Below are 23,990 nucleotides of genomic sequence, written 5' to 3' on the forward strand. Positions count from 1 at the left end.
TGGCGCACCGTGATCCGGCTCGATACTGTTTCCAAGGTCTACAAGACCTCCACACGTCCCGCATTGGACAGTGTGTCGGTCGATGTGGACAAGGGCGAGTTCGTCTTTCTCATCGGCCCTTCGGGGTCGGGGAAATCGACCTTCCTCCGGCTGCTGCTGCGAGAGGAGGTGCCGTCCCGTGGACGGGTAATGGTGTCGAATTTCGACGTCGCCAAGTTGCCCCGCCGCAAGATTCCCCGCCTGCGTCAGACGATGGGCTGCGTGTTCCAGGACTTCCGGTTGCTGGCGAACAAGACCGTCGCGGAAAACGTCGCCTTTGCCCTCGAAGTCATCGGTAAACCCAAGCGGACGATCACCAAGGTCGTACCCGAGGTGCTCGAACTGGTCGGCCTCGACGGTAAGGCGGACCGCATGCCCAATGAGCTCTCCGGAGGTGAGCAGCAGCGTGTCGCGATCGCTCGCGCGTTCGTGAACCGCCCGCTCGTCTTGCTCGCGGACGAGCCGACCGGGAACCTCGACCCCGACACCAGCCAGGACATCATGCTGCTGTTGGAGCGCATCAACCGCACCGGCACCACCGTGCTGATGGCCACCCACGATCACTCCATCGTCGACTCGATGCGCCGCCGTGTCGTCGAGCTGCACCTCGGCCGGGTGATCCGAGACGACAAACGCGGGGTGTACGGCGTCGGGCGCTGATCCCCCGCAGCCGCCTACGTCACTCCGCTAACCCCGCCCGCTTATCCCCCGACCCAAGGAAATCCTCCGTCCCATGCGCGCCAGCTTCGTGTTCAGCGAGGTCATCACCGGCCTACGCCGGAACGTCACGATGACCATCGCCATGATCCTCACCACCGCCATCTCGTTGGGCATGTTCGGTGGTGGCCTGCTTTTCGTCCGCACGATCGACAAGATGCAGGCCAGCTATCTCGACGACGTCGAGGTGGCGGTCTACCTCACCGGTGACATCAGCGCCAACGACGCCGACTGCACCAGCGAACCGTGTACGGCGATCCGGCAGTCCCTGGAGAACAACCAGGCCGTCGAGTCCGTCGTCTTCGAGAACCGGACCCAGGCATACGAGCGCTTCAAGCGGATCTTCGAAGGGCAGCCGGAACTCGTCGAGCTCGCCCGGCCGGAGGCACTGCCGGCGTCGCTGCACGTCAAGCTGTTCGATCCGGCGCGCAGTGACGTCATCGTGCAGGAATACACTGGGCAACCCGGCGTGGCGAACATCGACGACCAGAACAAGTTCCTCGACCGGTTCTTCAGCCTGCTGAACTCCGGCCGCAACGGCACGTTCATCATCGCGCTCATCGCCGCGCTCGCCGCCGTGCTGCTGATCGCCAACACCATCCAGGTCTCGGCGTACACGCGGCGCACCGAGGTGGGCATCATGCGGCTGGTGGGCGCGACACGCTGGTACACGCAGCTGCCGTTCCTGTTGGAGGCGGTGGTCGCCGGCACCTTCGGTGCCGTGCTCGGCATCGGCGGGCTGATCGCGCTCAAGTACGTTGCGCTCGACCGCATCCTCGAGGCGACGGGCGGGGCGATACCGCCGGTGGAGCTGATCGACGTGCTTTTCCCGGTGGCGCCGATCCTGCTCGGGGTGTCGGTTCTCATCTCGGCGATCACCGGCTATGTGACGCTGCGCCTGTACGTGCGTCACTAGGGATACAGTCGTAGACATGCCCAAGGAAGTCGGTCGTAAGGTCATCGCGTCGAACCGCCGTGCGCGGCACGACTACGCGATCCTCGATACCTACGAGGCCGGTGTCGTCCTCGTAGGTACCGAGGTGAAGAGCCTGCGCGATGGCAAGGCATCGCTGGCCGATGCGTTCGCCACGGTCGACGACGGCGAGGTTTTCCTGCGCGGGCTGCACATTCCGGAGTACGTGCAGGGCACGTGGACCAACCATGCGCCGCGGCGCACGCGGAAGCTGTTGCTGCACCGCAACGAGATCGAGAAACTCATCGGCAAGACCAAGGAGGGCGGCGTCAGCCTCGTGCCGCTCGCGCTGTACTTCAAGGACGGCAAGGTCAAGGTCGAGCTGGCGCTCGCCAGGGGTAAGAAGGCCTACGACAAGCGGCAGGCGATCGCCAAGCGGGACGCTCAGCGCGAGGTCGCCAAAGCCATGGGCCGCGCCGTCAAGGGGAAGTACGGTCGTTGATCGGCCCCGCCTCGGACGAGGATGTCGCCGGCTGGGTCCGCTCGCTCGGGCTGCCCGGGCTGGTCGACATCCACGTGCATTTCCTGCCCGAGCGGGTGCTGCACAAGGTGTGGGCGTATTTCGACAACGCCGCCGAGCACTACGGCCTGGCCTGGCCGGTGCATTACCGGGAGCCGGAGCCGCAGCGGCTGGCTGTCCTGCGTTCACTGGGCGTGCGCCGGTTCGCCCCGCTGGTGTACCCGCACAAGCAGGGCATGGGGGAGTGGCTCACGCAGTGGGCGCTGGACTTCGCCGACCGCGAGCCGGCTGCCGTGCCGACCGCAACGCTGTACCCGGAGCCGTCCGCGGCGTCTTATGTGGATTCCGCGCTGCGAGACGGCGCACGGTGCTTCAAGGCACACGTTCAGGTGGGTGCCTACGATCCGCGGGACCGGCTGCTCGACGGCGTCTGGGGAGCGCTCGCCGACGCCGGCGTGCCCGTCGTGATCCACTGTGGACATGGCCCGCTGCGTGGTGAACACACGGGCCTCGACGTGTTCGCCGAGGTGCTGACCCGGCATCCGCAGCTCGTCGCGGTGCTGGCGCACGCGGCGATGCCGGAGTATGCGCGGGCGCTGGAGCTCGTCGCGAGCTATCCGCGGGTGTACCTCGACACCACGATGGTCGGCGTGCCGTTCACCGAGAACCTCATGCCGCTGCCAGCGGACTGGCCGCAGCGGCTGGTGCCGTTCGCCGACCGCGTGGTGCTCGGCTCCGACTTCCCCAACATCCCCTACTCCTACGCCACGCAGCTGCGGGCGATCGCCGGCTGGGCCGACGCGGAGGACCGGCTCTGCGAGCCGTTCCTCCGCGCTGTCCTCCACGACACCCCCGCCAAACTCCTCGGGATCTAGCGGCTTACGACGGCTTTACGGTCGCGGGCGATTGGCTTGCCGCTGAGCAGGAACGCAGCGATGACCAGCACGACGAACAGCTCCGGACCGTTGGCGAAACCCTTGGCCGCCAGCCCCAGCAGGCCCGCCGAAGCGAGTAGCCCAGCCACGACCAGCTGCCAGGTGCCGACCGTCACCGCGCCGGGCCGCGGGGCGGCCTCGAACCGGGCGAACGCACGCAGCAGGCCGGTGAGCACCGCCCCGGTGAACGCGAGCCAGACCGGCAACGCGACCAGCCACAACACGCTGCCGGGGGCCGGCGTCGCGTAGTCCAGCGCGAGGACCGTGACGCCGGAGACCACGACGAGCGCCGGCATGTGCCACAGGTAGATGCTCATGAACCGCGGGCCGACCCAGCCGAGCGCGCTCTGCACGCCTGGCCGCTGCGCGATGCGGTTGAGCACCGGTTTCGCGGCGAGCGCGAGACCGATCTGCCCGATGGCGAGGCTGATCAGGCACACGGTGGGCGGGCTCATGTTGGACATGGGCGCGCCCGGCATCCCGATCATGCTGGCTGCGTACGGTCCGAACACCACCAGCAGCGCGGTGACCGCGAAACCACCCGCGGACATCGCCAGTGCTGCCCGGCGCGAGATGTCGGCGAGCCTGCCCTCGGTGTAGTGGAAGCCGAGCTGGTGCACGGCGAGCCAGACGAACACGGCATTGGCGTAGCCGGCCAGTCCCGGCCCGGTGAACCGGGCGACGTCGACGACGATCGCGGCACCGGCGAGGACGACCGGAACGGCGAGGCCCCAGCGGCGGTGCGCGGCGACCATGAGCGGTGTGGCCAGGATCGTCAGCAGGTAAACGGCGAGGAACCAGAGCAGCTGCGCGGTGATGGACCCGGCGAGGGCCACCGGCTGCTCCGGCACGCCGAGATCGCGCAGCAGCCGCGGGACGAGCAGCCAGACGGCGAACAGCGGCAGGACCGGGAGCAGCAACCTGCGAAGCCGGGCGCCGAGCCAGTCACGCGGGCTGGCCGCGCGGCGCAGCGACAGCAGGTTGGCGGCGCCGCCTGCGAAGAAGACAAGCGGCATGACCTGCGACAACCATGTCACGACCCACCAGCCGGGGGTCGCGAGTGCGTTGCCGGTCGAGAGCTGCCCGTCGGAATAGTCGAGCACCGGCATCGCCCAGTGCTGGACGACCACGCCGAGGATCGCGACAGCGCGGACGATATCGAGGAACCGGTCGCGTGTGACCGGAGGGCTCACCTGGCTCGTGATCATGCCATTAAGCCTGGTCAGCGAGGGCTTCTGGCACAGCCCGGCAGCCCGCCGTCTTGCCGTTCCGGTTTTCCGCTCCGTTGGGTAGGGGCTGCCCTACCCCAGGTGTCAGCGGCCGAGGTAGGTCAGCACCGCACGGACACGACGGTGCTCCTCGGAGCTCGCTTCGAGGCCGAGCTTGGCGAAGATGTTGCCGATGTGCTTCTCCACGGCCCCGTGCGAAACCACCAGCCTGCCCGCGATCGCCGTGTTGGACAGCCCCTGCGCCATCAGACCCAGTACTTCGCTTTCCCGCGCCGTCAGAGAGTCGAGCGGGTTCTTCCTGCCTCTGGCCATGAGCTGTGCGATCACCTCCGGGTCGATGGCCGTGCCGCCACCCGCGACGCGGCGTACCGCGTCCACGAACTCCGTGACGTCGGCAACTCGCTCCTTCAGCAGGTAGCCGACGCCACCAGCGCCGCCCGAAAGCAGCTCGACGGCATAGGTCTCCTCGACGTACTGCGAGAGCACCAGCACCGGCAGGCCATTGACGAGTTCGCGCGCCCGTAGTGCGGCGCGCAACCCCTCGTCGGTGAACGTGGGTGGCATCCGGACGTCGACGATGGCCAGCTCAGGCCGGTGTTCCTGGACGACGGCGAGGAGCTCGTCGCCCGAACCGACAGCCGCGGCTGTCTCGATGCCCTCGTCGGCCAGCAGACGCTGGACCCCGGCGCGGAGCAGGACGGCATCCTCGGCGATGACCACGCGCATGCAAGCCCCCCAGTGAGGAGCAGCTCACCAGGTGCAGGGCAGGTCCGCTCGGATCACTGTGGGACCACCGGGTGGGCTGACAACGGAGATGACGCCGTCAATCGTGGCAGCACGGTCGGCGAGCCCGGCAAGCCCACCCCCCGGCCGCAACGATGCGCCGCCTTGCCCGTTGTCGGTCACCTCGACCACCACGGTGTCGTCGGTGCGCCAGACCTTCACCACTGCCTCGCTGGCGCGTGCATGCTTGGCGATATTGGTGAGGGCCTCGCCGACGATGAAGTAGGCCGTTGTTTCCACCGCGGCCGGTGGCCGTGGCTCGACGTCCACCGCCACGTCGACGTGGATCGGCGCCTTCGCCGCCTGCGCGGACAGTGCCGCGTCGAGACCGCGGTCGGCCAGCACCGCGGGGTAGATGCCGCGGGCGAGGTCACGTAGCTCCGACACGGCGAGCTTGGCGTCCGTGTGTGCCTCGTCGATCAGTTCCCGTAGTGCCTCGGGGTCGTTGTTCAGCTTGGACTTCGCGCGGCCGAGGCTCATGGCCACGGCCACGAGCCGCTGCTGGGCGCCGTCGTGTAGATCCCGCTCGATACGCCGCCGCTCGGCCTCGGCGGCGTCCACGCCGCGTGCACGGGAGGCCTGCAGGCGGGAGGCTTTGGCCTCGAGCCGCTGAGCCCGGGGCGGCCCCAGCAGCGCCAGCGCCAGCCTGCCGTGCAGCCAGCCGATGGCGGGCACCACCCACACGGCGATCGGCACGAGGACGATCCCCACCAGGCCGATCACGAACTCCAGCACGCCGATGGGGAACACCAGCATCAGGTAGCCGAGATCGCGCCAGGTGGTCAGGTCGGTGAGCTGGGCGAACCACCGGCGTACCCAGCTGCCCTCGGCGGCCTGCCGTTCCGCAGGAGGCATCGGCGTGTGCAGCGCAGACCGCACCCAGCTGCGTTCGAGATCGCCGAACCAGCGGGTGAGCTGGGTGGCCACCAGCAGGATCGGGATGCCGATCCACACGATCGTCGTGGCGATGCCCACCACCGCCAGCGTCACGATCAGGATGAACTGCACCAGCCGCAGCGGGAAGCTCGCGATCATGAAGCCGATGGTCTTGATGGCGTTCGGCCGCGGCTGCTCGGCCAGTGCCGCGACCTCCGTCATGGGTGAGTCCTCCGTCGCTGTGCTGCTCGTCATCCTGCCACCGGCGCCGTGGTCGCGGGCCAGCCCTGTGACTCGTGCACCCGGTCGGCGGTCGGGCCGAGCAGCAGTTCGGCGAATCGGGCGTGCGCGGCGCCCATGCCGCGCGTCAGCACGGCCGCGAGCGCGACGAACAGGACCCCCAGTGCGGCCCACGGCAAGGCCGCGGGTACCGAGTCGACCGTGATCCAGCGCAGGTCGAAGGACGGGAAGAAGTAGGCGCCCTCAGGCAGGAAGCGGTAGTAGATGGGGAGCGCGACGAGGCCGAGGGCGAACGCCCAGCTCGTCACCACCACGACGAACTCCGCGATGCCGATCGGGAACAACAGCAGGAAGTAGGTCAGGTCGCGCCAGGTGGCGGCGTCCTTGAGGCGAGCCATCCAGCGCAGCTTCTGGCTCCCGCCGGGTAGCGGCCGGTAGGGCAGCGTGATGTAACGGTCGAGCAGCGCATAGATCCGGGCTCGCTCCAGCCGGGCTCCGCCGCGAGTTCCCAGGATCGCCAGCGCCAGTATGGGCAGGCCGACCCAGATGATCGCGGTGGAGACACCCACCGTCAACGTGGTGACCAGGAAGACGAAGCCGATGATGCCCACGGGCAGGTTGAGGAGCAGGTAGGCGGCTGACCCGCCGACCGACGGCCGGTTGCCCCGGTGGTCCATGGCTGGTTCCCTTCGCTGGCTGGTAGTGCTCAGCTTCGCCTGCCTGGCCTGCGTAAACCATGAAGTGCGCTGGCGGATCGTGGGTGGGGTTGTCCCTACCCCGCCGGGGGAATTATCCGTTTGCGTGTGGGGTTATGCTGGTTTGAAGCAGAAAGATCAAGGGGGTGAACGGTCTCGACTCTGGACGTTGATCCAGGGGAAGCGTGCCGGTGCAGGCCACGACCACCGTGAGCGTCGTCGCAACTAAAATAAGCGCCAAGACGAATAGTCAGCGCGACTTCGCCCTCGCTGCCTGAGCGAGTGCGAGTCTGTCGGCCCGGGTAAGCCTCCGACCCGGTATGCCGGCATCAGCTAGGAGGCTTACCGCCAGCTCCGGCCACGGGAGCTGGTTGGGAAGCAAACAGTGGCTGGGCCCGTCACACCGGCTTGTTCGCGTGACCGGTGGGGCCGAGTAGAGACACAGCGAACTGCGCACGGAGAAGCCCTGGAAAGGCGACAGAGGACCCGGGTTCGATTCCCGGCACCTCCACTCGGCCGACCCGTGTCCGCGGAAGCGCGGACCGGGTCGCTCCGGATCATATTGGGGGACCGAGTCCCCCAAACCCTCTACGGTGCGAGCTGCTGCCGTCCCAGCGTGGTTGCGTTGGTCGTCAACCAGCATCGACGAGTTCGGGTTGTGCCACGTTAGACCCACCCGCTTGTAGATCAGTTCGCGTCCACAGTCTCGCTGGTCAGGCAGGCGACACCGTGTCCGCGGTCGCCATGCCCAGCTTGGCGCAGCCCTCCAGGAGTTTGCGGTCGCCGCTGGCTACCACCAGATCCTCCGCATTGACTTGCTTAGCAGATGCGGTGTGCACGGCGTCGTAGCCGCGCAGGGCAAGTTCATACGCGAGATCGGCGGCGCGGTTGATGACGTCTTCGTCGGCTTCGACGACATCGAACTCCCGCCACAGTTGATTGTGCAGGCGCAGCGCCGATGTGTGCTCCGCGTCGGTGAGCCGACCAAGCCGCACGCCCAGCGCCAGGGCAGCAGCCGTTTCGACGTACAGCAGGCGCGAGGTGACGATGGCGTCGGCGTCGTCCCAGAGTCGACGGCAGAAGCTGCTGGCCGGTTCGTCGATCAGCAATGGGACGAATGCCGAGGTGTCGAAGTAGGCGATCATCGACGCTGTTCGGCGACGAGTTCGCTCACGGAGCCGGCGGTCTTGATCGGTTCGGGGGCTGGGCGCTTCCTTCGTGCGGCAGGGCGGACACGACCTTCTGCGATGAGCCGTTCGAGCGCGTTCGGCTGGTCCGCTGGCACGATGCGTGCGATGACGGTTCCGTGGTCGGTGATGGTCACCGTGTGGCCCTTGCGAACCTCGGCGAGGTGGCGGCTCAGCCCGTCGCGTAGTTCGCGGATCCCGATGCGCATAACGGCTCCTGTGGTCACAATCGTTACCTTCAATGTAGCCACAAAGTGCCGACAGCGGCAACGTTCCGACAGGAACCCAGCATTGGTACAGACCTGGGTTGCCGGCGCTCCGGCCGGTTTGATGCGGATTTTCGCGGGCAAGCCTTTCCTGTAAGGAAGGGAGGCCGACGATGGCGACCAGGCCGCAGACTCCGGTGAAGGACAAGAACTTCGACTTGATCAGCGTGCTCCAGGCATCGCTGCACTACGTGTGGCAGCTCGACGAGTACGCGCAGGACGCCGAGCGCGCGGGCGATGAGGAACTCGCCACGTGGTTCCGCAAGATCCAGCACAACAACGACAAGGCCGCGGAGCAGGGAAAGGCGATGCTGGCCAGGCGGTTGGCGGAGCGGTGACCGAGGCCGCCTGCGGTCAGGGCCGCTGACCACCGATCCGCGTGGTCAGCTCGTCGGCTGCCTGCCGGACCTGCGCGGCCAGCTCCGCCCAGGTTTCGGTGCAGCCGGCGCCGTCGCAGAGATGGCGGAAGGTCACGCTCATCGCCGCCATCGGCCTCCCGCCGTGGTCGAACACCGGGTAGGCCACGGAGGCGAAGCCCGCCGTGACGTGGCCGTCCTCGACTGCCCAGCCGAGCCTGCGATGCGCGCTGAGCGTGTGCCGCAGCTCGGCCAGTCCGCGGGGGCCGCGGTCGGTGCGGCGGACAAAGGCCGCGGCGCTGGGAAACAATGCGCGCACATGCGCGACCGGCAGGTGCGCCAGCATCGCCCGACCCGACGCGGTCAGGTGGGCGGGAAGGCGCACGCCGACATCGGTGACGAGCGTCTGTGGCCGCGCGGGCCGTTCCTTGACCAGGTACACCAGCTCGTTGCCCTGCAGCACGCCCAGGTGCGCGTTGTGCCCGACCTGATCGACGAGCCTGCGCAGGATCGGCCCGGCGAGCCGCTCCAGCGGATCGTGCCGCAGGTACGCCGAGCCGAGTTCGAATGCCGCGATGCCCAGTCCGTATCTGCGTTCGGCGGGCAGATGCACGACGAAACCGGCCGCTTCCAGCTCCGCGAGCAGGTGATACGTCGTGGATCGCGGCAGGCCCAGGTCACGTGCCAACGCTGCCGCCGACACTGGTCCAGCATGCCGGGCCAGCACGCCGAGCAGCGCGAGCCCGCGACGCAACGCGGGAACGTGGCCCTCCGCCACAGCAGCCTCCTGTCTGAAATCCGAGACACAAACCGCCTCATCGCAGATGATGCGCCTGCCCCCGGCCAGTGAAATAGGGGTATGCCAGACGAGGTACAGCTCGGGGCGTCGCCGCTGCGTCGTGACCAGGTGCTCGCGGTCACCCGCGGCCACGCACCCGTCATGATCGACGAGGTCGCCCAGAGGAACATCGCCGGAGCGCGCAAACACGTGGCCGCGCTCGCCGAAGCCACACGCCCGACCTACGGCGTCTCCACCGGGTTCGGAGCGCTGGCGGTGCGGCACATCCCCGCGGACCGGCGTGCGGATCTGCAGCGCTCGCTGATCCGCTCACACGCCGCAGGTGCCGGGCCCGCCGTCGAGCCGGAGGTCGTGCGCGCGCTGATGTTGCTGCGACTGCGCACCCTGACCACCGGACACACCGGCGTAGGGCCTGGTACGGCCGCGACGCTCGCCGCACTGCTCAACGCGGGGATCACGCCCGTCGTGCACGAGTACGGCTCGCTCGGCTGCTCCGGCGACCTCGCGCCGCTGGCCGCCGTCGCACTCGCGCTGATGGGTGAGGGCGAGGTGTTCGACGCCGCGGGACACCGGGTGCCCGCCGCGGACGCGCTGCGCGTGGTCGGCATCGAGCCGATCACGCTCGCGGAGAAGGAAGGGCTCGCGCTCACCAACGGCACCGACGGCATGCTCGGCATGCTGGTGCTCGCCGTCGCCGATCTGCGGCGCCTGCTCGACATCGCCGACCTCACCGCGGCGATGAGCGTGGAGGCACTGCTCGGCACGGACCGGGCGTTCGCCGAGGACCTGCAGGCGCTACGGCCACATCCCGGCCAAGCCGTCTCGGCCCGCCGCATGCGGGACGTACTCGCCGGTTCGGAGATCGTCGCCAGCCACCGTGGCCCGGACTGCCCACGAGTGCAGGACGCCTACTCGCTGCGATGCGCACCGCAGGTACACGGCGCGGCACGGGACACGCTCGCGCACGCGGAGTTGGTGGCCGACCGGGAGCTCGCCGCCGCCATCGACAACCCCGTCGTGCTCGCCGATGGCCGGGTGGAGTCCAACGGCAACTTCCACGGCGCACCGATCGCCTACGTGCTGGACTTTCTCGCCATCACGGTCGCCGACGTCGCGAGCATCGCCGAGCGACGCACCGACCGCATGCTCGACATCGCGCGCTCGCACGGGCTGCCCGCGTTCCTCGCCGCGGATCCCGGCGTCGATTCGGGGCACATGATCGCGCAGTACACGCAGGCAGCGATCGTCAGCGAGCTCAAGAGGCTGGCGGTGCCGGCGTCGGTGGACTCGATCCCGAGCAGTGCCATGCAGGAAGACCACGTGTCGATGGGCTGGTCGGCGGCCCGCAAGCTGCGGCGCGGCATCGACGGCCTCACCACCGTGCTCGCTATCGAACTGCTCACAGCCGCCCGCGCGCTGGACTTCCGCGCACCACTACGGCCCGCACCGGTCACCGCCGCGATACGCGACCTGCTGCGCACCCGCGTCGCCGGGCCGGGACCCGATCGTCACCTGGCTCCCGAGATCGCCGCCGCGGAGGAACTCGTCGCGTCCGGGGCCGTACTCGACTGCCTGGAGGAACGATGACGCTCACCGCCGAGAACTGGCAGACCGAGGCCGCGCTGCGCATGCTGCGCAACAACCTGGACCCGGCCGTCGCCGAACGGCCGCAGGACCTGGTCGTGTACGGCGGCACCGGCAAGGCAGCCCGCGACTGGCCCAGCTACCACGCAATCGAGCGCTGCCTCGCCACACTGGCCGCCGATGAGACGCTGCTCGTGCAGTCCGGCAAGCCGGTCGGCGTGCTGCGTACGCATGAGTGGGCACCCCGCGTGCTCATCGCCAACTCCAACCTCGTCGGCGACTGGGCGAACTGGCCGGAGTTCCGCAGGCTGGAGTCGCTCGGGCTCACCATGTACGGCCAGATGACCGCCGGTTCCTGGATCTACATCGGCACACAGGGCATCCTCCAGGGCACCTACGAGACTTTCGCCGAGGTGGCACGGAAACGCTTCGGCGGCACACTGGCCGGCACTCTCACCGTCACCGCCGGGCTCGGCGGGATGGGTGGTGCGCAACCGCTTGCCGTCACCATGAACGGCGGTGTCGCGCTGGTCGTCGAATGCGACCCCCGGCGCGCGCAACGTCGCCTGGAGACCCGTTACCTCGATGAGCTGGCGTCCGATGTGGACGATGCGATCGCGCGTGTCGTTGCCGCGAGGGCGCGGCGTGAGGCCCTGTCGGTCGGGGTGATCGGCAACGCCGCCGAGGTACTGCCCGAGCTGCTGCGACGCGGACTCGAGGTGGACATCGTCACCGACCAGACCTCCGCGCACGATCCGCTCGCCTACCTGCCGATCGGCGTCGACGTCGAGGACTGGCACGACTACGCAGCGCGGAAACCCGACGAGTTCACCGACCGTTCGCGTGCTTCGATGGCCGAACACGTCGAGGCAATGCTCGGCTTCCTCGACGCAGGCGCCGAGGTCTTCGACTACGGCAACTCGCTGCGCAGCGAAGCCAAGCTGGGTGGCTGTGCGCGGGCGTTCGACTACCCGGGCTTCGTGCCCGCCTACATCCGGCCGCTGTTCTGCGCGGGCAAGGGGCCGTTCCGCTGGGCGGCGCTGTCCGGGGACCCCGCCGATATCGCGGCGACCGACCGCGCCATCCTCGAACTGTTTCCGGATAACGAGTCGCTGGCCCGCTGGATCCGCCTCGCGGGCGAGCGGGTGGCGTTCCAGGGTCTGCCCGCCCGCATCTGCTGGCTCGGCTACGGCGAGCGGCACCTCGCGGGGCTGCGGTTCAACGAGATGGTCGCCAGTGGTGAGCTGAAGGCGCCGATCGTCATCGGCAGGGACCATCTCGACGCCGGCAGCGTCGCGTCCCCGTACCGGGAGACGGAGGGCATGGCCGACGGCTCCGACGCGATCGCCGACTGGCCCCTGCTCAACGCGCTCGTGAACACCGCCTCCGGTGCGACCTGGGTGTCGATCCATCACGGTGGCGGCGTCGGTATGGGGCGATCCATCCACGCCGGGCAGGTCTGCGTGGCAGATGGCACTGTGCTGGCGGCACAGAAGATCGAGCGCGTGCTGACGAACGATCCGGCAATGGGAGTCCTCCGGCACGCCGACGCCGGCTACCCGCGCGCCGCGGAGGTCGCCGCCGACACTGGCCTGCGCATCCCGATGCGGAACGACACATGACGAGCGCCCAGGTGTTGCTCGAGGAGATTGCCGACGTCGGCAGGGATCGGGTCCGCGGCGGGTACTCGCGGCACGTGTTCGACGCGGCTGAAACCGAGCTGCGCACCTGGTTCCGCGAGCGGGCGAGCGGGCTGGGCCTGCACGTCGAGGACGACCAGAACGGCAACATGTGGGCGTGGTGGACGGAGCCGGGGCCGGGCGCCGTGGTGACAGGCAGCCATCTCGACTCGGTTCCGGGTGGCGGCGCGTTCGACGGACCACTCGGCGTGGTGAGCGCCTTGTCGGCCGTGCAGGCATTGCAGGCCAAGGGATTCGCGCCCGGCAAACCGCTTGCCATCGTCGTGTTCGCGGAGGAGGAGGGCGGCCGCTTCGGGGTGCCGTGCCTCGGCTCGCGCCTGCTCACCGGCGCGCTGGAGGCAGGGACGGCACGGGCGCTGCGCGACCCCGACGGGGTCACCTTCGCGGAGGCAGCCGCCGCGGCTGGGCTTGATCCGGACCGGCTCGGCCGTGACGACGAAGCGCTCGGCCGGATCGGGTGTTTCGTCGAGCTGCACGTCGAGCAGGGCCGAGGGCTGATCGACCTCGGCTCCCCGATCGCGGTGGGCAGCACGGTGATCGCACACGGCCGGTGGCGTTTTTCCTTCACAGGGCAGGGAAACCACGCGGGAGCGACACTGCTCGGCGACCGCAGGGACCCGATGCTGCCCGCTGCCGAAGTGGTCGCGGCGGCTCGGCGTATCGCCCGCTCGGTACCGCAGGCGCGGGCCACCGTGGGCAGGATCGTGCCGAACCCCGGCGGCACCAACGTCATTGCGTCCACAGTGGACCTCTGGTTGGATGCCCGCGTGCCCGGCAGCGGTGTGCGAAGCCTCGTCGAGGACATCGCCGAAGCCGCGCGAGCCGCCGCGGCCGAGGAGGGCTGCGAGGTCAGGGTGACTGAGGAATCCTGTTCCGGCGACGTGGTGTTCGACTCTGGCCTGCGGGACGAGCTAGCTACGTTGCTCGGCGGCGTGCCCGCGTTGCCGACAGGTGCGGGGCACGACGCGGCGATCCTCGCCGGACACGTGCCGACGGCCATGCTGTACGTGCGCAACCCCACCGGTATCAGTCACGCACCGGAGGAGTTCGCCGAACCGGCCGATGTGGACGGCGGCGCGGCCGCGCTGGTTACCGTGCTGGAGCAGCTGTGCCGGTGACGTACTGGTGCGAGTACGCGTGGCTCCCGGCCGGTGTGGCGAGCGGGGTCCGGATCGACGTCACGGACGGGCACATCAGCGCGGTCGTCACCGGGCAGCCGCGCAACGGGACTGTCCTGACTGGACTGACGGTGCCCGGATTCGCCAATGTGCACTCGCATGCCTTCCATCGTGCGCTGCGCGGGCGCACGCACGCCGACCGCGGGACGTTCTGGACCTGGCGTGAGCTGATGTACCGGCTCGCGGCCCGGCTCGATCCGGATTCCTACTACAGCCTCGCCCGTGGCGTGTATGCGGAGATGGTGCTCGCCGGATACACGAGCGTGGGGGAGTTCCATTACCTGCACCATGCGCCCGGCGGGCGGCGTTATGCCGATCCGAACGCGATGAGCGCGGTGCTGGTGGCTGCGGCGCAGGACGCGGGAATCCGGTTGTGCCTGCTCGACACCTGTTACCTCACCGGTGGGTTCGAGCGTTCGGTCGAGGGACCCCAGCTGCGTTTCGGTGACGGCACGGTGCACGCGTGGGCCGAGCGGGTCAGCGCGTTGCGCCCCGAGAGCGAGCACGTGGTGGTGGGTGCCGCCGTGCACTCGGTGCGTGCGGTCCCACCGGAGGCGCTGCCGGTGGTGGCGGACTGGGCACATGGCAGGCCACTGCACGTCCATCTCTCCGAGCAGCGCACGGAGAACGAGGACTGCCAGCGGGTACACGGCCGCACGCCCACCGCGGTCCTCGCAGACGGCGGCGTGCTCGGCCCGCGCACCGTCGCCGTGCACGCCACTCACCTCAGCGGAAACGACATGTCGACCTTGAGTCGGTGTGGTGTGCGTGCCTGTTTCTGCCCCACCACCGAACGCGACCTCGGTGACGGCATCGGGCCCGGACGCGCGCTGCTGGATGCGGGGGTCGCGCTGTGCCTCGGCAGCGACAGCCACGCCGTGATCGATCCCTTCGAGGAGACGCGGGCGCTGGAGCTCAACGAACGGCTGGCGAGCCAGGCACGCGGACGGTTCACCGGCGCCGAACTGCTGGCGGCCGCGACCGCCCATGATGCGCTGGGATTCGCCGACGTCGGCCGGATCGCACCGGGCGCCGCGGCCGACCTGGTGACCGTCGCCCTCGACTCCGTCCGCACCGCTGGCGCCGAGCCGGACGGCGTGTTCTTCGCCGCGAGCGCGGCGGACGTCACCGAGGTGCTGGTGGCAGGCAGGCGGGTCGTGCACGATGGCGTTCACAGCACCGTCCCACGGCCGGCCGCGCTACTCGCCGAGGAGGTCGAACGCCTGTGCCGATGAGGTCCACGCTCGTGACCGGGATCGGTGAGCTCACCACGAACGACCCCGGGCTCGGCGTCCTGCACGACGCGGCGGTGGTGGTCGAGGGCGAGCACATCGCGTGGATCGGCCCGGCCGCGCTGGCGCCAATTGCCGACCAGGCCGTCGACGCCGCAGGACGCGCCGCACTGCCAGGCTGGGTCGACAGCCACACCCACCTGGTGTTCGCGGGCGACCGCACGGCCGAGTTCGAGGCGCGGATGGCCGGAAAGCCGTACCGCGCGGGCGGAATCGCCGTCACCGTCGAGGCCACCAGGAAGGCCACCGACACCGAACTCGCGGCCAACCTCGCACGGCATGTGTCCGAGGCGATCCGTCAGGGCACCACCTGCGTGGAGACCAAGACCGGGTACGGGCTCGACGTCGAACACGAGGAACGTTCCGCGCGGATTGCCGCCGCGGTGGCCGACGAGGTGACCTTCCTCGGCGCACACATCGTCCCACCCGGGACGGACGCGGAGTCCTATGTGGAGCTGGTGTGCGGGCCGATGCTGGACGCGGTCGCAGCCCACGTGCGGTGGGCCGACGTGTTCTGCGAGGAGGGCGCTTTCGACCGCGACCAGTCCGAACGGGTGCTGCTGGCCGCGGCCGCGCGCGGCCTTGGCCTGCGCGTGCACGGTAACCAGCTCGGTCCCGGCCCCGGCGTTCAGCTCGCGGTGCGGCACGGCGCGGCCAGTGTCGACCACTGCACATATCTGTCCAATGAGGACGTCGAGGCGCTCGCCGCCTCGGGCACGGTGGCGACGCTGCTGCCCGCGTGCGACCTGTCGACCCGGCAGCCGCTCGCGCCCGCGCGACGGCTCCTCGATGCCGGGGCCACCATCGCACTGGCCACCAACGCCAATCCCGGCAGCTCCTATACGACCTCGATGGCGTTCTGCGTGGCAACGGCCGTGCTCCAAATGGGACTGTCGGTGGCCGAGGCCGTGTACGCCGCCACGGCCGGTGGTGCCAGGGCGCTGCGCCGTGACACCGGGGACGGCGCCGTCGGCGTCGTCAGGGTCGGTGCGCGCGCCGACTTGCAGGTGCTCGACGCGCCCTCGGTCACGCACCTGGCCTACCGGCCCGGCGTGCCGCTGACCTGGGCCGTCTGGCGGCGTGGGCGCCGCGTGGTCTGAGCGCTCAGCCCCATCCAGACACTACTGTGCGGGACATGGCATCAGAGATCGATTCTTCGACGATCAAGGTCGGCGACCTGGGCGCGTACCTTTCCCGGCCGAAGACCGGCGGGACGAGCGGCATGCTCCTGCTGCCGATGATCACCGGCATCGGTGCACAGGTCCGTGAGTTCGCCGACGACATCGCCCGCTCCGGGATGACAGCGCTGAGCTGGGACCCCTGGCACGGACCGAGCCTCGACGACACACCGCGGGAGCGGCTGGCCGAACTGATGGCACAGCTCGACGACGAGGTGTGTCTTGACGAGATGCGCAGGCTCCTCGACCACCAGTTCGGCGAGCTCGGACTGACGAAGGTCGGTGTGATCGGCTGGTGCCTCGGCGGGCGGTTCGCGCTGCTGCTGGGCGCGCGGGACGAGCGGCTCGCGAATGTCGTCGCCTACCACCCGACTGTGCCCGGCGCACCCGCGCCCAACCACACCGTCGACGCCGTCGAGCACGCCGCCCGCATCAGCGCGCCGGCCATGATGCTGTACCCCGGCGCCGACACGCTCGTTCCGCACGAGAGTTTTGCCCGGCTGCAGACAGCGCTGCAGTCCCGGGAGTCCGCCGCGAGCATCGTGCACGTCTATCCGGGGGCCGAGCACGGGTTCACCGACCGCAGCAGGCACGGCAACGAGGTCAACGCCGACGCCTACGCCGTGTCCTGGCCGCAGGTGCTGGCGTTCTGCCAGGCCACCACCGGCGGCGGCGAGCGGTAGGCGCTCATCGGGCACAATGCGGGCATGATCAGCGAGACGCTGCCGAGCCGGCGACGAGCGACCATTCTGGACATCGCGATGCTCCTGCTCGCGGTCGTTTCCGTGGCGCTGCTGAGCTATCTCGTGTTCTTCGAGCACACGCCGCGGACCGCGCAGGTGGTGTTCGTCATCGACACCGTGATCTGCGGCGTCTTCGCGCTGGAGTTCCTGTGGCGCTGGCGCGCCGCCGGCTGGGAGCGGCGGTTCCCGCTGCGCGGCTGGTACGAGATCCTCGGCATGATCCCGATCGCGCATCCCGCGCTGCGTAGTTTCCGCTTGCTGCGCATTGTCGTGGTACTCGTGCGGCTGGTGCGCACAGCGGACCGGGCGTTCGGCGAGCGGTTCACCGAGCGGCTCGTGGAGCGGTACTCTCGCCCGATCGTGTTGGCCATCAAGAAACCCGTCACGATCGCTGTGCTCGACGAGGTGGTGAAGGTGGTGGAAACCGGGAACTACCCGGAAAACCTCGCCCGTTCACTGGCCCAGCACAAGGACATGCTGCGGGAGATCGTCACCGAGAAGCTCAAGAACGATCCGCAGGCAGGCCGGCTCTCGCGACTGCCCTTCCACGACGAGATCGTGAACTCCGTTGTGGACACGACGATCCGGGTGATCCTGGACGTGCTCGCCGACGAGCGCATCGACCGTTTCTTCGCCGAGGTGGTGCGGGAGAACCGCGAGCAGATCCGCGAGGCCGTCCAACTCGGACTGCACGAGGAGGACGACGAGGAGCTGGCCAGCCAACTGCCGACCAAGCCACAGCGCCAGCTCTACAGCTAGCGCGAGTCCCCCGCTCCAGCCCGCGAGTCCCCCGCTCCAGCCCGCGAGTCCCCCGCTCCAGCCCGCGAGTTGCCCGCTCAGGCGCGCGAGTTGCCCGCTCAGCGCGGTCGGCGGGTGCCGCGCATCGGCTCGGCGGTCAGCGGATCCTCCGGCCACGGATGCTTGGGATACCGCCCGCGCAACTCGGCCCGCACCGCCTGGTACCCGTTGCGCCAGAACGACTCCAGGTCCGCCGTCACCGCGGCCGGCCTACCCGCGGGCGACAGCAGGTGCAGCACCACGGGCACGCGCCCGCCCGCGATCCGCGGTGTCGCCAGCCAGCCGAACGTCTCCTGCAGTTTCACCGCCAGCACCGGCTCGTCGCCGGAGTAGTCGACGCGGATGCGGGAACCGGTCGGGACTTCCAGCCGGTCGGGTGCGAGCTCGTCGAACCGGCTCGCCTCCGGCCACGGCAGCAGCCTGCGCAGGGCCGCTCCGGTGTCGATGCGGCCGAGGTCCGTGCGGCGGCGCACTGCGGCGAGCTCCAGCCAGTCGTCTGCGCGCGCCAGCAGTGCCTCGTCGGTCACCTCCGGCCACGGCGCCCCGGCCTCCCGGTGCAGGAACGCCAGCCGCTGCCGAAGCCGGACCGCCTCGGCAGGCCACGGGAGCAGGCCGAGCCCTTCCCGGCGCAGCCCGTCGAGCACGGCGGCTCGCAGCCGCACCGGATCAGGGTCGCGTAATGGCCGCTCGCTGAGCGTGATCGCGCCGAGCCTGCGCACGGAGTGGCTGACGACGTCACCGGCGGCCCAGGCGATCTCGTCGGCCTCGGCCACCAGGTTCGCCGCGAACCGCGTCGCGAGCCCCTCGTCGGCGCGTGCGGCCAGCCGGATCACGCCGTGCGCGCGTCCCGGCACGCGGGTCGCTTCTGCCACCGCCAGCCATTCGCTGTCGCCCAGCCCGCTGCCCGGCGGTAGCTCCGCGGCGGTGCCGCCTGCCATCAGGTAGACCGGCGAGCCCGCACGGCGGCGCCGGGCGAGCCGTTCCGGATGCGCCAAAGCCACCACAGCTGCCGGGTCGGGTGCGCCGCCACCCTCGCCGGCCACCATCCCGGCGAGCCTGCGCACCTCGCGGCGCCAGCGCGCGCCGTCTGCCGCATCGCGCCGCCTGCGCAGCTCGGCGTCGATGTCGGTGAGCTGCCCGCCCTCGTCGAGCAGCGCCACGACCTCGGCTGCGACATGCGCACCGACTTCGGCGGCGCCGTCGAGAAGTGCGCGGGCCAGCCGCGGGTGCAGACCGAGCCTGGCCATCCGCCTGCCCCGGTCGGTGACGGTGCCGTCACCGTCGACCGCGCCCAGCGTGCGCAGCAGCTGCTGACCGGCTGCGAGCGCGCCCTCCGGCGGCGGGTCCCACCAGGTCAGCCCGCGACCGTCCGGTGTGGACCAGCACGCCAGCTCCAGTGCCAGCCGGGACAGCTCGGCGGTGCGAATCTCCGGCTCGGGGTAGGCGGGCAGGCCGCCGTGCTCGTGCGCGGGCCAGCATCTGTAGGCGGTGCCGGGGCCCTGCCGCCCGGCCCGCCCGGCTCGTTGCTCGGCCACGGCCGCCGACACCCGCACGGTGACCAGGCCGGGCAAGCCGCGCCGGTGGTCGACGTGCGGGACGCGGGCCAACCCCGAGTCGACCACCGCCCGCACACCCGGCACGGTCAGGCTCGACTCGGCGACCGCCGTCGCCAGCACGACGCGTCGGCGTGGCCCCTCGGCCAGCGCGGCGTCCTGCCGTGCCGCGGACAGCCTGCCGTGCAGCGCGAGCACGTCCACTCCTGGCACATCCAGCAGGCCGGTGACCCTGGCGATCTCCTTGGCGCCAGGAAGGAACACGAGCACATCACCGTCCGTTTCGGACAGTGCCTTGTGTACGGTGCGGGTCACGCAGGCCTCGATCCGCTCGCCTCGCACTGGCGGTGAGTGCACGACCTCGACCGGGTACGTCCTGGCGTGCGCGGTGATGACCGGCGCGCCACCGAGCAGTGCGGCGAGCCGGTCGCCGGCCACGGTCGCCGATGTCGCGAGCAGCCGCAGGTCATCCCGCAGCCCGGCGCGCACGTCCAGCAGCAGTGCGAGGAGCAGATCGGCGTCCAGATGCCGTTCGTGACACTCGTCCAGCAATACCGCGCCCACTCCCGCGAGTTCGGGATCACCCTGCAGCCTGCGCACCAGGAGCCCGGTGGTGACCACCTCGATGCGGGTGCGCGCCGAGGTGCGTCGCTCACCGCGCACCGCATACCCGACGGTCTCGCCCACCGGTTCACCGAGCAGCGCCGCCATCCGGCTTGCCGCGGCACGCGCCGCCAGCCGGCGCGGCTCCGCCACGACGATCCGGCCTGGTACGGATTCCGCGAGCGCGAGCGGCACCAGCGTGGTCTTGCCGGTGCCAGGGGGCGCGACGAGCACCGCGGCGCCGGACTCATCAAGCCTCGCGCACAGCTCACCGAGCACGGTGCGTACAGGCAGATCCGGCAGGTTCACCGCTCGGTGACCAGTCGCGCGACCCACATAGCCGCCTCTCCTCACAGCGTTCTCAGCCTGGGTAACTAGCCTAGATGGGGTAAAAGCAGGAGGAAGGAAGCCAGTGGGCGGAGCGGAACGGAACGCGCGTAAGCGCCGGCAACAGCAACAGGCGGCCGGCAAACAGGCTGTTGCCAAGGCCAGGCGCGGTACGGACGCGAAACGGATCGGCATCATCGTCGCGGCGGTCGTGGTGGTGGCTGGCGTCGTCATCGGCGGGCTCATCTGGACCAACGCCTCGCGCAACGCCACAGAAGGCCACACCATCGCCACCGTCCAGCCGGTGAGCTCGCAGTATCCCGAGCGCAGGGAGGGCCTCGTGGTGGTCACCGGCAACCCCGACGCCAAGACGACGATCGACGTCTACGCCGACTTCCTGTGCCCGGTCTGCCGCCAGTTCCAGCAGACCTACGGCAAGCAGATCGAGCAGAAGGTGGCCGACGGCGTGTTGCAGGTGCGCACGCACATGATTCCGCTGCTGGTGAACAGGTCCGACCCGCCGGGTTACTCGCTCGACTCGGCCAATGCCGCGCTGCTCGCCGCCGAGGAGGGCAAGTTCACCGCCTTCCACGACAGCCTGTTCGCGAGCCAGCCCGAGGAGGGCAAGCGCGGGTACAGCAAGGAGCAGCTCATCCAGCTCGGCCGCGACCTCGGCATCACCGGCCAGGCGTTCGCCAACGGCGTCAACGGCGGCATGTTCGATCAGCAGCTCACCGCCGAGATGCAGCGAATCAGCCAGGACCAGGCGCTCCAGCGCGACTTCGGCAACGGCCAGCACGGCTTCGGTACGCCGACCGTTTCGGCCAACGGTGCGCTGGTCGACTACACCGATCCGCAGTGGCTCGACAAGCTGATCGCGACCAACCAGAGTTGACCTTTTCCACCCTCCCGTGCACGGACAGTGTTCTAGGCTGAGCCGCGTGCGTGCGGAACCGTCCCGGTGGCACCCGCGTCGCACTCCGGGGGACGAGGAGGGTACGTGGACGGGACACCACACCGCGGTTTCTGGGTCGACGAGGGCGCCTACACCGATTACGCACGGGCGATCGATCCGGCGGGGGACGATGTCCGGGCCGCTGGCAATTCGCATGTGGCGCCTCACATCGAGCTGGCGGGCGACGGTTTCTCCGCGATGGGTTCCGAAGCCGGGTTCGCCGGCGCTTACGCAGCGCGCATGCGCGGGCTCCAGGAGCGACTCGGCCGGCTCGGTGGGCAGTGGCAGCAGATGGGTGAGGCCGCGCGGCGGACCGGCGCCAACTACGACGCGGTCGAAGCCGAACAGCAGGCAACGGTCGACCGGCTCGGCAGGGAACTCTGATGACCGAGACCGCCGCGGTGGTGCGGTCGGCGCTGGACCTACCCGACCAGTTCGCGCAGAAGCTGCGCACCGACGATGCCGCCATCGATTCCGCCGTCGGTGGGCACACCGCCCTGCGGAGCTCGCTGGACGGCGTGACCGGCACGGTGGGCAGTCAGCGGGTCTCGCTCGCGCAGCGCTCGTCCGGTAACGCGACCGACCTGGCCACCAGCACCTCGGAGAGCCTCGAGCGCGAGGTCGAGGAGTTGCTGCAGGAGAGCAGGGAGATCGAGGACGCGGTCGCGGAAGCGGCCGAGGCGCTCAAGGTCGGCCAGATCGAGAACGACCGCCTCCGCGAGGAGATCATCCGCGAGATCAGCTCGACGATGAAAGCGGTCGCCGCGGCCAGGATGACCCCGCCGGTGCCGACCGGGGGACAGGCCGCGGTGCGTGAGCTCATGGTCTCGCTGCAGCGCAGGATCGGTGAGCTCACCGGCCAGGCCGCGGACACTAGCGCGGAAACGCTGAGCACGTTGACCGGTATCGCCGGCAGGCTCGGTGGCAACGAGTCCACCACCGCCAGCAGTGCGACCTCCACGCAGGTCGCGTCGTCGTTCAACACCAACGGCAGCGGCGGCTCCGGCGGTGGCGGTGGTTCCAGTGGTGGCGGCGGATACGGCGGCGGTGGCGGTGCTGTGACCAAACCGCGGCTGCCGGTGGCGATCCCGCCGCAGCCCGGTACCGGTGTGGAGATCAACCTCCCGAACGGAAAGACCGTCGAAGCGCCCAACGAGACTGCGGCCAAGGCCGTGCGCGCTGCGATCTCCCAGCTCGGCGTGCCGTACGTGTGGGGCGGTACCGCGCGCGGGGTCGGGCTCGACTGCAGCGGGCTGACCATGACGTCGTACGGCGAGGCGGGCCTGGAGATCCCCCGGATCGCCAACACGCAGACCGTCGGCGCGGAGGTGCCCTCGATCGACCAGCTCCTGCCCGGCGACCTGGTGGTGTGGTCCGGCCACGTCGCGATGGTCATCGGTGACGGGCTCATGATCGAGGCGGGTGACCCGGTGCAGATCGGGCCGATCCGGACCACCAACGCGGGACAGCAGTTCGTCGGCTTCTACCGCCCGACGGGCTAAGGTTGCGCCTGGAACGGGTGGGAGGCCGCGGGGTGGCGGAGATCGACGTCGACCGGGAAGCGTCCCGGGTCAGTGAACAGGTGGAACGCACTGCCGAGCGCGCGCAGGAGCAGTTCGCGCGGATCGGCAGCGTCGCGGGGCGCGCGGAGTCGGCCGACGGTGCGATCCGGGTCGAGGTGGCGCCAGGCGGTCTGCTCACCGATGTCCGGCTGACCCATGCCTCGCTCCGGGCGGGTACGGATGCCGTCGCGCAGCAGATCGTGGAGCTCGCCCACCAGGCGACGCGCCGCGCGGGCGACCGGATGTACCGGGCGCTGGCGCCGGTGCTCGGCCCCGACGGCGAGAAACATCTCAGCTCACTCGGCTACGAGCCGTTGCCGGACGACGAGGACGAGTCCGCGTTCCCGGGATCTGGGGGAAGGTGAACGGCCCGATGGTGGAGCAGGTTCCCATCGAACGCACGACACAGCAGCTGATCGCCGACGCTCGTGCCCGGCAGGAGGCGCTGGCCCAGGTCGACAGCCTGATGGCCAAGGCCACCGGCACGGCACACGACATGGACAACACGATCGAGCTCACCGTTGACGCGCGCGGCAAGCTGCTGAACCTCCGGCTCGCTCCGGCGGCGGTGAACTGGGGGCCCGACCGGCTCGGTTCGCTCATCGTCGAGGTCGCTCAGGTCGCGATGCAGGAGGCGACCCAGAACAGCTACAACCAGGTCGCCCTGCTGCTCGGCGAGGACATGACGTATCTGATCGAGCAGCTCTCCGGCATGCCGGCGCCGGCGCGCGCGGCGAACGACGACAGCGGCCTCACGGTGGAGGAGTTCCAGCGGCGCCGCGAGGAGCGCCTGGGCGCCACCCAGCGCCGCGCGCCCGCCCGGCCCGCCGAACCCGAGGACGAGGACCTGTACTCGTTCGATCCGGCTACGCTGCGTTCCGATCGCTGAGCCGACCCCCGTGCACGGTCAGTTTGGTGGTGGGGTACATTATTCAACACGTGAGCGACGAGGTCGCTTCACT

General features: G+C 69.8%; 25 protein-coding genes and 1 other RNA gene. 18 read left to right on the forward strand and 8 right to left on the reverse strand.

All coding sequences use genetic code 11. The features are described from left to right. The first annotated feature begins 9 nt into the window (after positions 1-9). The 4 genes from ftsE (at position 10) to ABZ863_RS25405 (ending at position 3,064) form a co-directional block, all read left to right on the forward strand. Positions 10-699 (forward strand): cell division ATP-binding protein FtsE, encoded by a 690-nt coding sequence (gene ftsE / locus ABZ863_RS25390; RefSeq protein ID WP_358540221.1) that lies wholly within the window; start codon positions 10-12, stop codon positions 697-699. A gap of 73 nt (positions 700-772) precedes the next feature. Continuing rightward, positions 773-1,672, forward strand: a complete 900-nt coding sequence (ftsX, locus tag ABZ863_RS25395) for a permease-like cell division protein FtsX (RefSeq protein ID WP_358540223.1) — start codon at positions 773-775, stop codon at positions 1,670-1,672. A 16-nt stretch (positions 1,673-1,688) separates the two neighbouring features. Continuing rightward, a complete protein-coding gene (gene smpB / locus ABZ863_RS25400; protein ID WP_358540225.1) occupies positions 1,689-2,171 on the forward strand; it encodes an SsrA-binding protein SmpB in 483 nt (160 codons plus the stop codon). Beyond that, on the forward strand, positions 2,171-3,064 hold the full coding sequence (locus tag ABZ863_RS25405; protein WP_358540300.1) for an amidohydrolase family protein: 894 nt from the start codon (positions 2,171-2,173) through the stop codon (positions 3,062-3,064). The genes smpB and ABZ863_RS25405 overlap by 1 nt, the downstream gene beginning before the upstream one ends. On the opposite strand, the gene ABZ863_RS25410 is transcribed toward ABZ863_RS25405, so the two are convergent. The 4 genes from ABZ863_RS25410 to ABZ863_RS25425 all read right to left on the reverse strand — a co-directional run bounded on the left by ABZ863_RS25410 (position 3,061) and on the right by ABZ863_RS25425 (position 6,929). After that, positions 3,061-4,332, reverse strand: coding sequence for an acyltransferase (locus ABZ863_RS25410; RefSeq protein WP_358540226.1), 1,272 nt, complete (start codon positions 4,330-4,332; stop codon positions 3,061-3,063). The two genes, ABZ863_RS25405 and ABZ863_RS25410, sit on opposite strands and share 4 nt — an antisense overlap. A gap of 105 nt (positions 4,333-4,437) precedes the next feature. Next, the gene (locus tag ABZ863_RS25415; RefSeq protein WP_358540228.1) at positions 4,438-5,079 is read right to left on the reverse strand and encodes a response regulator transcription factor; all 642 of its coding nucleotides are present in this window, start codon (positions 5,077-5,079) and stop codon (positions 4,438-4,440) included. Positions 5,080-5,103: 24 nt separating this feature from the next. Then, entirely contained in the window at positions 5,104-6,234 is a 1,131-nt protein-coding gene (locus ABZ863_RS25420) for a sensor histidine kinase (RefSeq protein ID WP_358540230.1), read from the reverse strand. Positions 6,235-6,263: 29 nt separating this feature from the next. After that, a complete protein-coding gene (locus tag ABZ863_RS25425) occupies positions 6,264-6,929 on the reverse strand; it encodes a sensor domain-containing protein (protein ID WP_358540233.1) in 666 nt (221 codons plus the stop codon). 160 nt (positions 6,930-7,089) lie between these two features. On the opposite strand from ABZ863_RS25425, the gene ssrA reads away from it, so the two are divergent. Then, positions 7,090-7,461: a transfer-messenger RNA gene (ssrA, locus tag ABZ863_RS25430) on the forward strand. A gap of 199 nt (positions 7,462-7,660) precedes the next feature. Here the strand turns inward: ssrA and ABZ863_RS25435 are convergent. Together ABZ863_RS25435 and ABZ863_RS25440 are read right to left on the reverse strand one after the other, a co-directional pair. Next, positions 7,661-8,092, reverse strand: coding sequence for a type II toxin-antitoxin system VapC family toxin (locus ABZ863_RS25435; protein WP_358540235.1), 432 nt, complete (start codon positions 8,090-8,092; stop codon positions 7,661-7,663). Continuing rightward, positions 8,089-8,343, reverse strand: a complete 255-nt coding sequence (locus ABZ863_RS25440) for a type II toxin-antitoxin system prevent-host-death family antitoxin (protein ID WP_358540237.1) — start codon at positions 8,341-8,343, stop codon at positions 8,089-8,091. The genes ABZ863_RS25435 and ABZ863_RS25440 overlap by 4 nt, the downstream gene beginning before the upstream one ends. A 170-nt stretch (positions 8,344-8,513) precedes the next feature. On the opposite strand from ABZ863_RS25440, the gene ABZ863_RS25445 reads away from it, so the two are divergent. Next, entirely contained in the window at positions 8,514-8,738 is a 225-nt protein-coding gene (locus tag ABZ863_RS25445; protein ID WP_358540240.1) for a hypothetical protein, read from the forward strand. Between the two features lie 16 nt (positions 8,739-8,754). On the opposite strand, the gene ABZ863_RS25450 is transcribed toward ABZ863_RS25445, so the two are convergent. Beyond that, positions 8,755-9,534 (reverse strand): IclR family transcriptional regulator, encoded by a 780-nt coding sequence (locus tag ABZ863_RS25450; protein ID WP_358540242.1) that lies wholly within the window; start codon positions 9,532-9,534, stop codon positions 8,755-8,757. An 81-nt stretch (positions 9,535-9,615) separates the two neighbouring features. Here ABZ863_RS25450 and hutH point away from each other — a divergent pair, with 81 nt between their 5' ends. The 7 genes from hutH to ABZ863_RS25485 are packed head-to-tail and all read left to right on the forward strand — an operon-like array spanning position 9,616 to position 17,989. After that, on the forward strand, positions 9,616-11,142 hold the full coding sequence (gene hutH, locus ABZ863_RS25455; RefSeq protein WP_358540244.1) for a histidine ammonia-lyase: 1,527 nt from the start codon (positions 9,616-9,618) through the stop codon (positions 11,140-11,142). Continuing rightward, entirely contained in the window at positions 11,139-12,761 is a 1,623-nt protein-coding gene (hutU, locus tag ABZ863_RS25460; protein ID WP_358540247.1) for a urocanate hydratase, read from the forward strand. The genes hutH and hutU overlap by 4 nt, the downstream gene beginning before the upstream one ends. After that, positions 12,758-13,957, forward strand: a complete 1,200-nt coding sequence (locus ABZ863_RS25465; protein ID WP_358540249.1) for an allantoate amidohydrolase — start codon at positions 12,758-12,760, stop codon at positions 13,955-13,957. Before hutU ends, ABZ863_RS25465 begins: the two co-directional genes overlap by 4 nt. After that, entirely contained in the window at positions 13,954-15,252 is a 1,299-nt protein-coding gene (locus tag ABZ863_RS25470; RefSeq protein WP_358540250.1) for a formimidoylglutamate deiminase, read from the forward strand. The genes ABZ863_RS25465 and ABZ863_RS25470 overlap by 4 nt, the downstream gene beginning before the upstream one ends. Then, positions 15,249-16,409, forward strand: a complete 1,161-nt coding sequence (gene hutI, locus ABZ863_RS25475; RefSeq protein WP_358540303.1) for an imidazolonepropionase — start codon at positions 15,249-15,251, stop codon at positions 16,407-16,409. The genes ABZ863_RS25470 and hutI overlap by 4 nt, the downstream gene beginning before the upstream one ends. A 35-nt stretch (positions 16,410-16,444) precedes the next feature. Further along, on the forward strand, positions 16,445-17,170 hold the full coding sequence (locus ABZ863_RS25480) for a dienelactone hydrolase family protein (protein ID WP_358540253.1): 726 nt from the start codon (positions 16,445-16,447) through the stop codon (positions 17,168-17,170). A 24-nt stretch (positions 17,171-17,194) separates the two neighbouring features. Next, the gene (locus tag ABZ863_RS25485; RefSeq protein ID WP_358540255.1) at positions 17,195-17,989 is read left to right on the forward strand and encodes an ion transporter; all 795 of its coding nucleotides are present in this window, start codon (positions 17,195-17,197) and stop codon (positions 17,987-17,989) included. A 98-nt stretch (positions 17,990-18,087) separates the two neighbouring features. Here ABZ863_RS25485 and hrpB read toward each other — a convergent pair whose 3' ends face one another. Beyond that, positions 18,088-20,493 (reverse strand): ATP-dependent helicase HrpB, encoded by a 2,406-nt coding sequence (hrpB, locus tag ABZ863_RS25490; protein ID WP_358540306.1) that lies wholly within the window; start codon positions 20,491-20,493, stop codon positions 18,088-18,090. Positions 20,494-20,596: 103 nt separating this feature from the next. Between hrpB and ABZ863_RS25495 the strand changes: the two genes are divergently transcribed. From ABZ863_RS25495 to ABZ863_RS25515, 5 genes are all read left to right on the forward strand, one after another. Beyond that, entirely contained in the window at positions 20,597-21,406 is an 810-nt protein-coding gene (locus tag ABZ863_RS25495) for a thioredoxin domain-containing protein (RefSeq protein ID WP_358540257.1), read from the forward strand. Between the two features lie 105 nt (positions 21,407-21,511). Next, positions 21,512-21,850, forward strand: a complete 339-nt coding sequence (locus ABZ863_RS25500; RefSeq protein WP_358540260.1) for a hypothetical protein — start codon at positions 21,512-21,514, stop codon at positions 21,848-21,850. Then, positions 21,850-22,968: a C40 family peptidase gene (locus tag ABZ863_RS25505; RefSeq protein WP_358540263.1), complete on the forward strand. Its 1,119-nt coding sequence runs from the start codon at positions 21,850-21,852 to the stop codon at positions 22,966-22,968. The genes ABZ863_RS25500 and ABZ863_RS25505 overlap by 1 nt, the downstream gene beginning before the upstream one ends. A 32-nt stretch (positions 22,969-23,000) precedes the next feature. Next, positions 23,001-23,393: a YbaB/EbfC family nucleoid-associated protein gene (locus ABZ863_RS25510; protein ID WP_358540266.1), complete on the forward strand. Its 393-nt coding sequence runs from the start codon at positions 23,001-23,003 to the stop codon at positions 23,391-23,393. Between the two features lie 8 nt (positions 23,394-23,401). Continuing rightward, a complete protein-coding gene (locus ABZ863_RS25515; protein ID WP_358540268.1) occupies positions 23,402-23,917 on the forward strand; it encodes a YbaB/EbfC family nucleoid-associated protein in 516 nt (171 codons plus the stop codon). The last annotated feature ends 73 nt before the right edge of the window (positions 23,918-23,990 follow it).

This window comes from Saccharomonospora sp. NPDC046836, assembly GCF_040645195.1.
GTDB lineage: Bacteria > Actinomycetota > Actinomycetes > Mycobacteriales > Pseudonocardiaceae > Prauserella_A.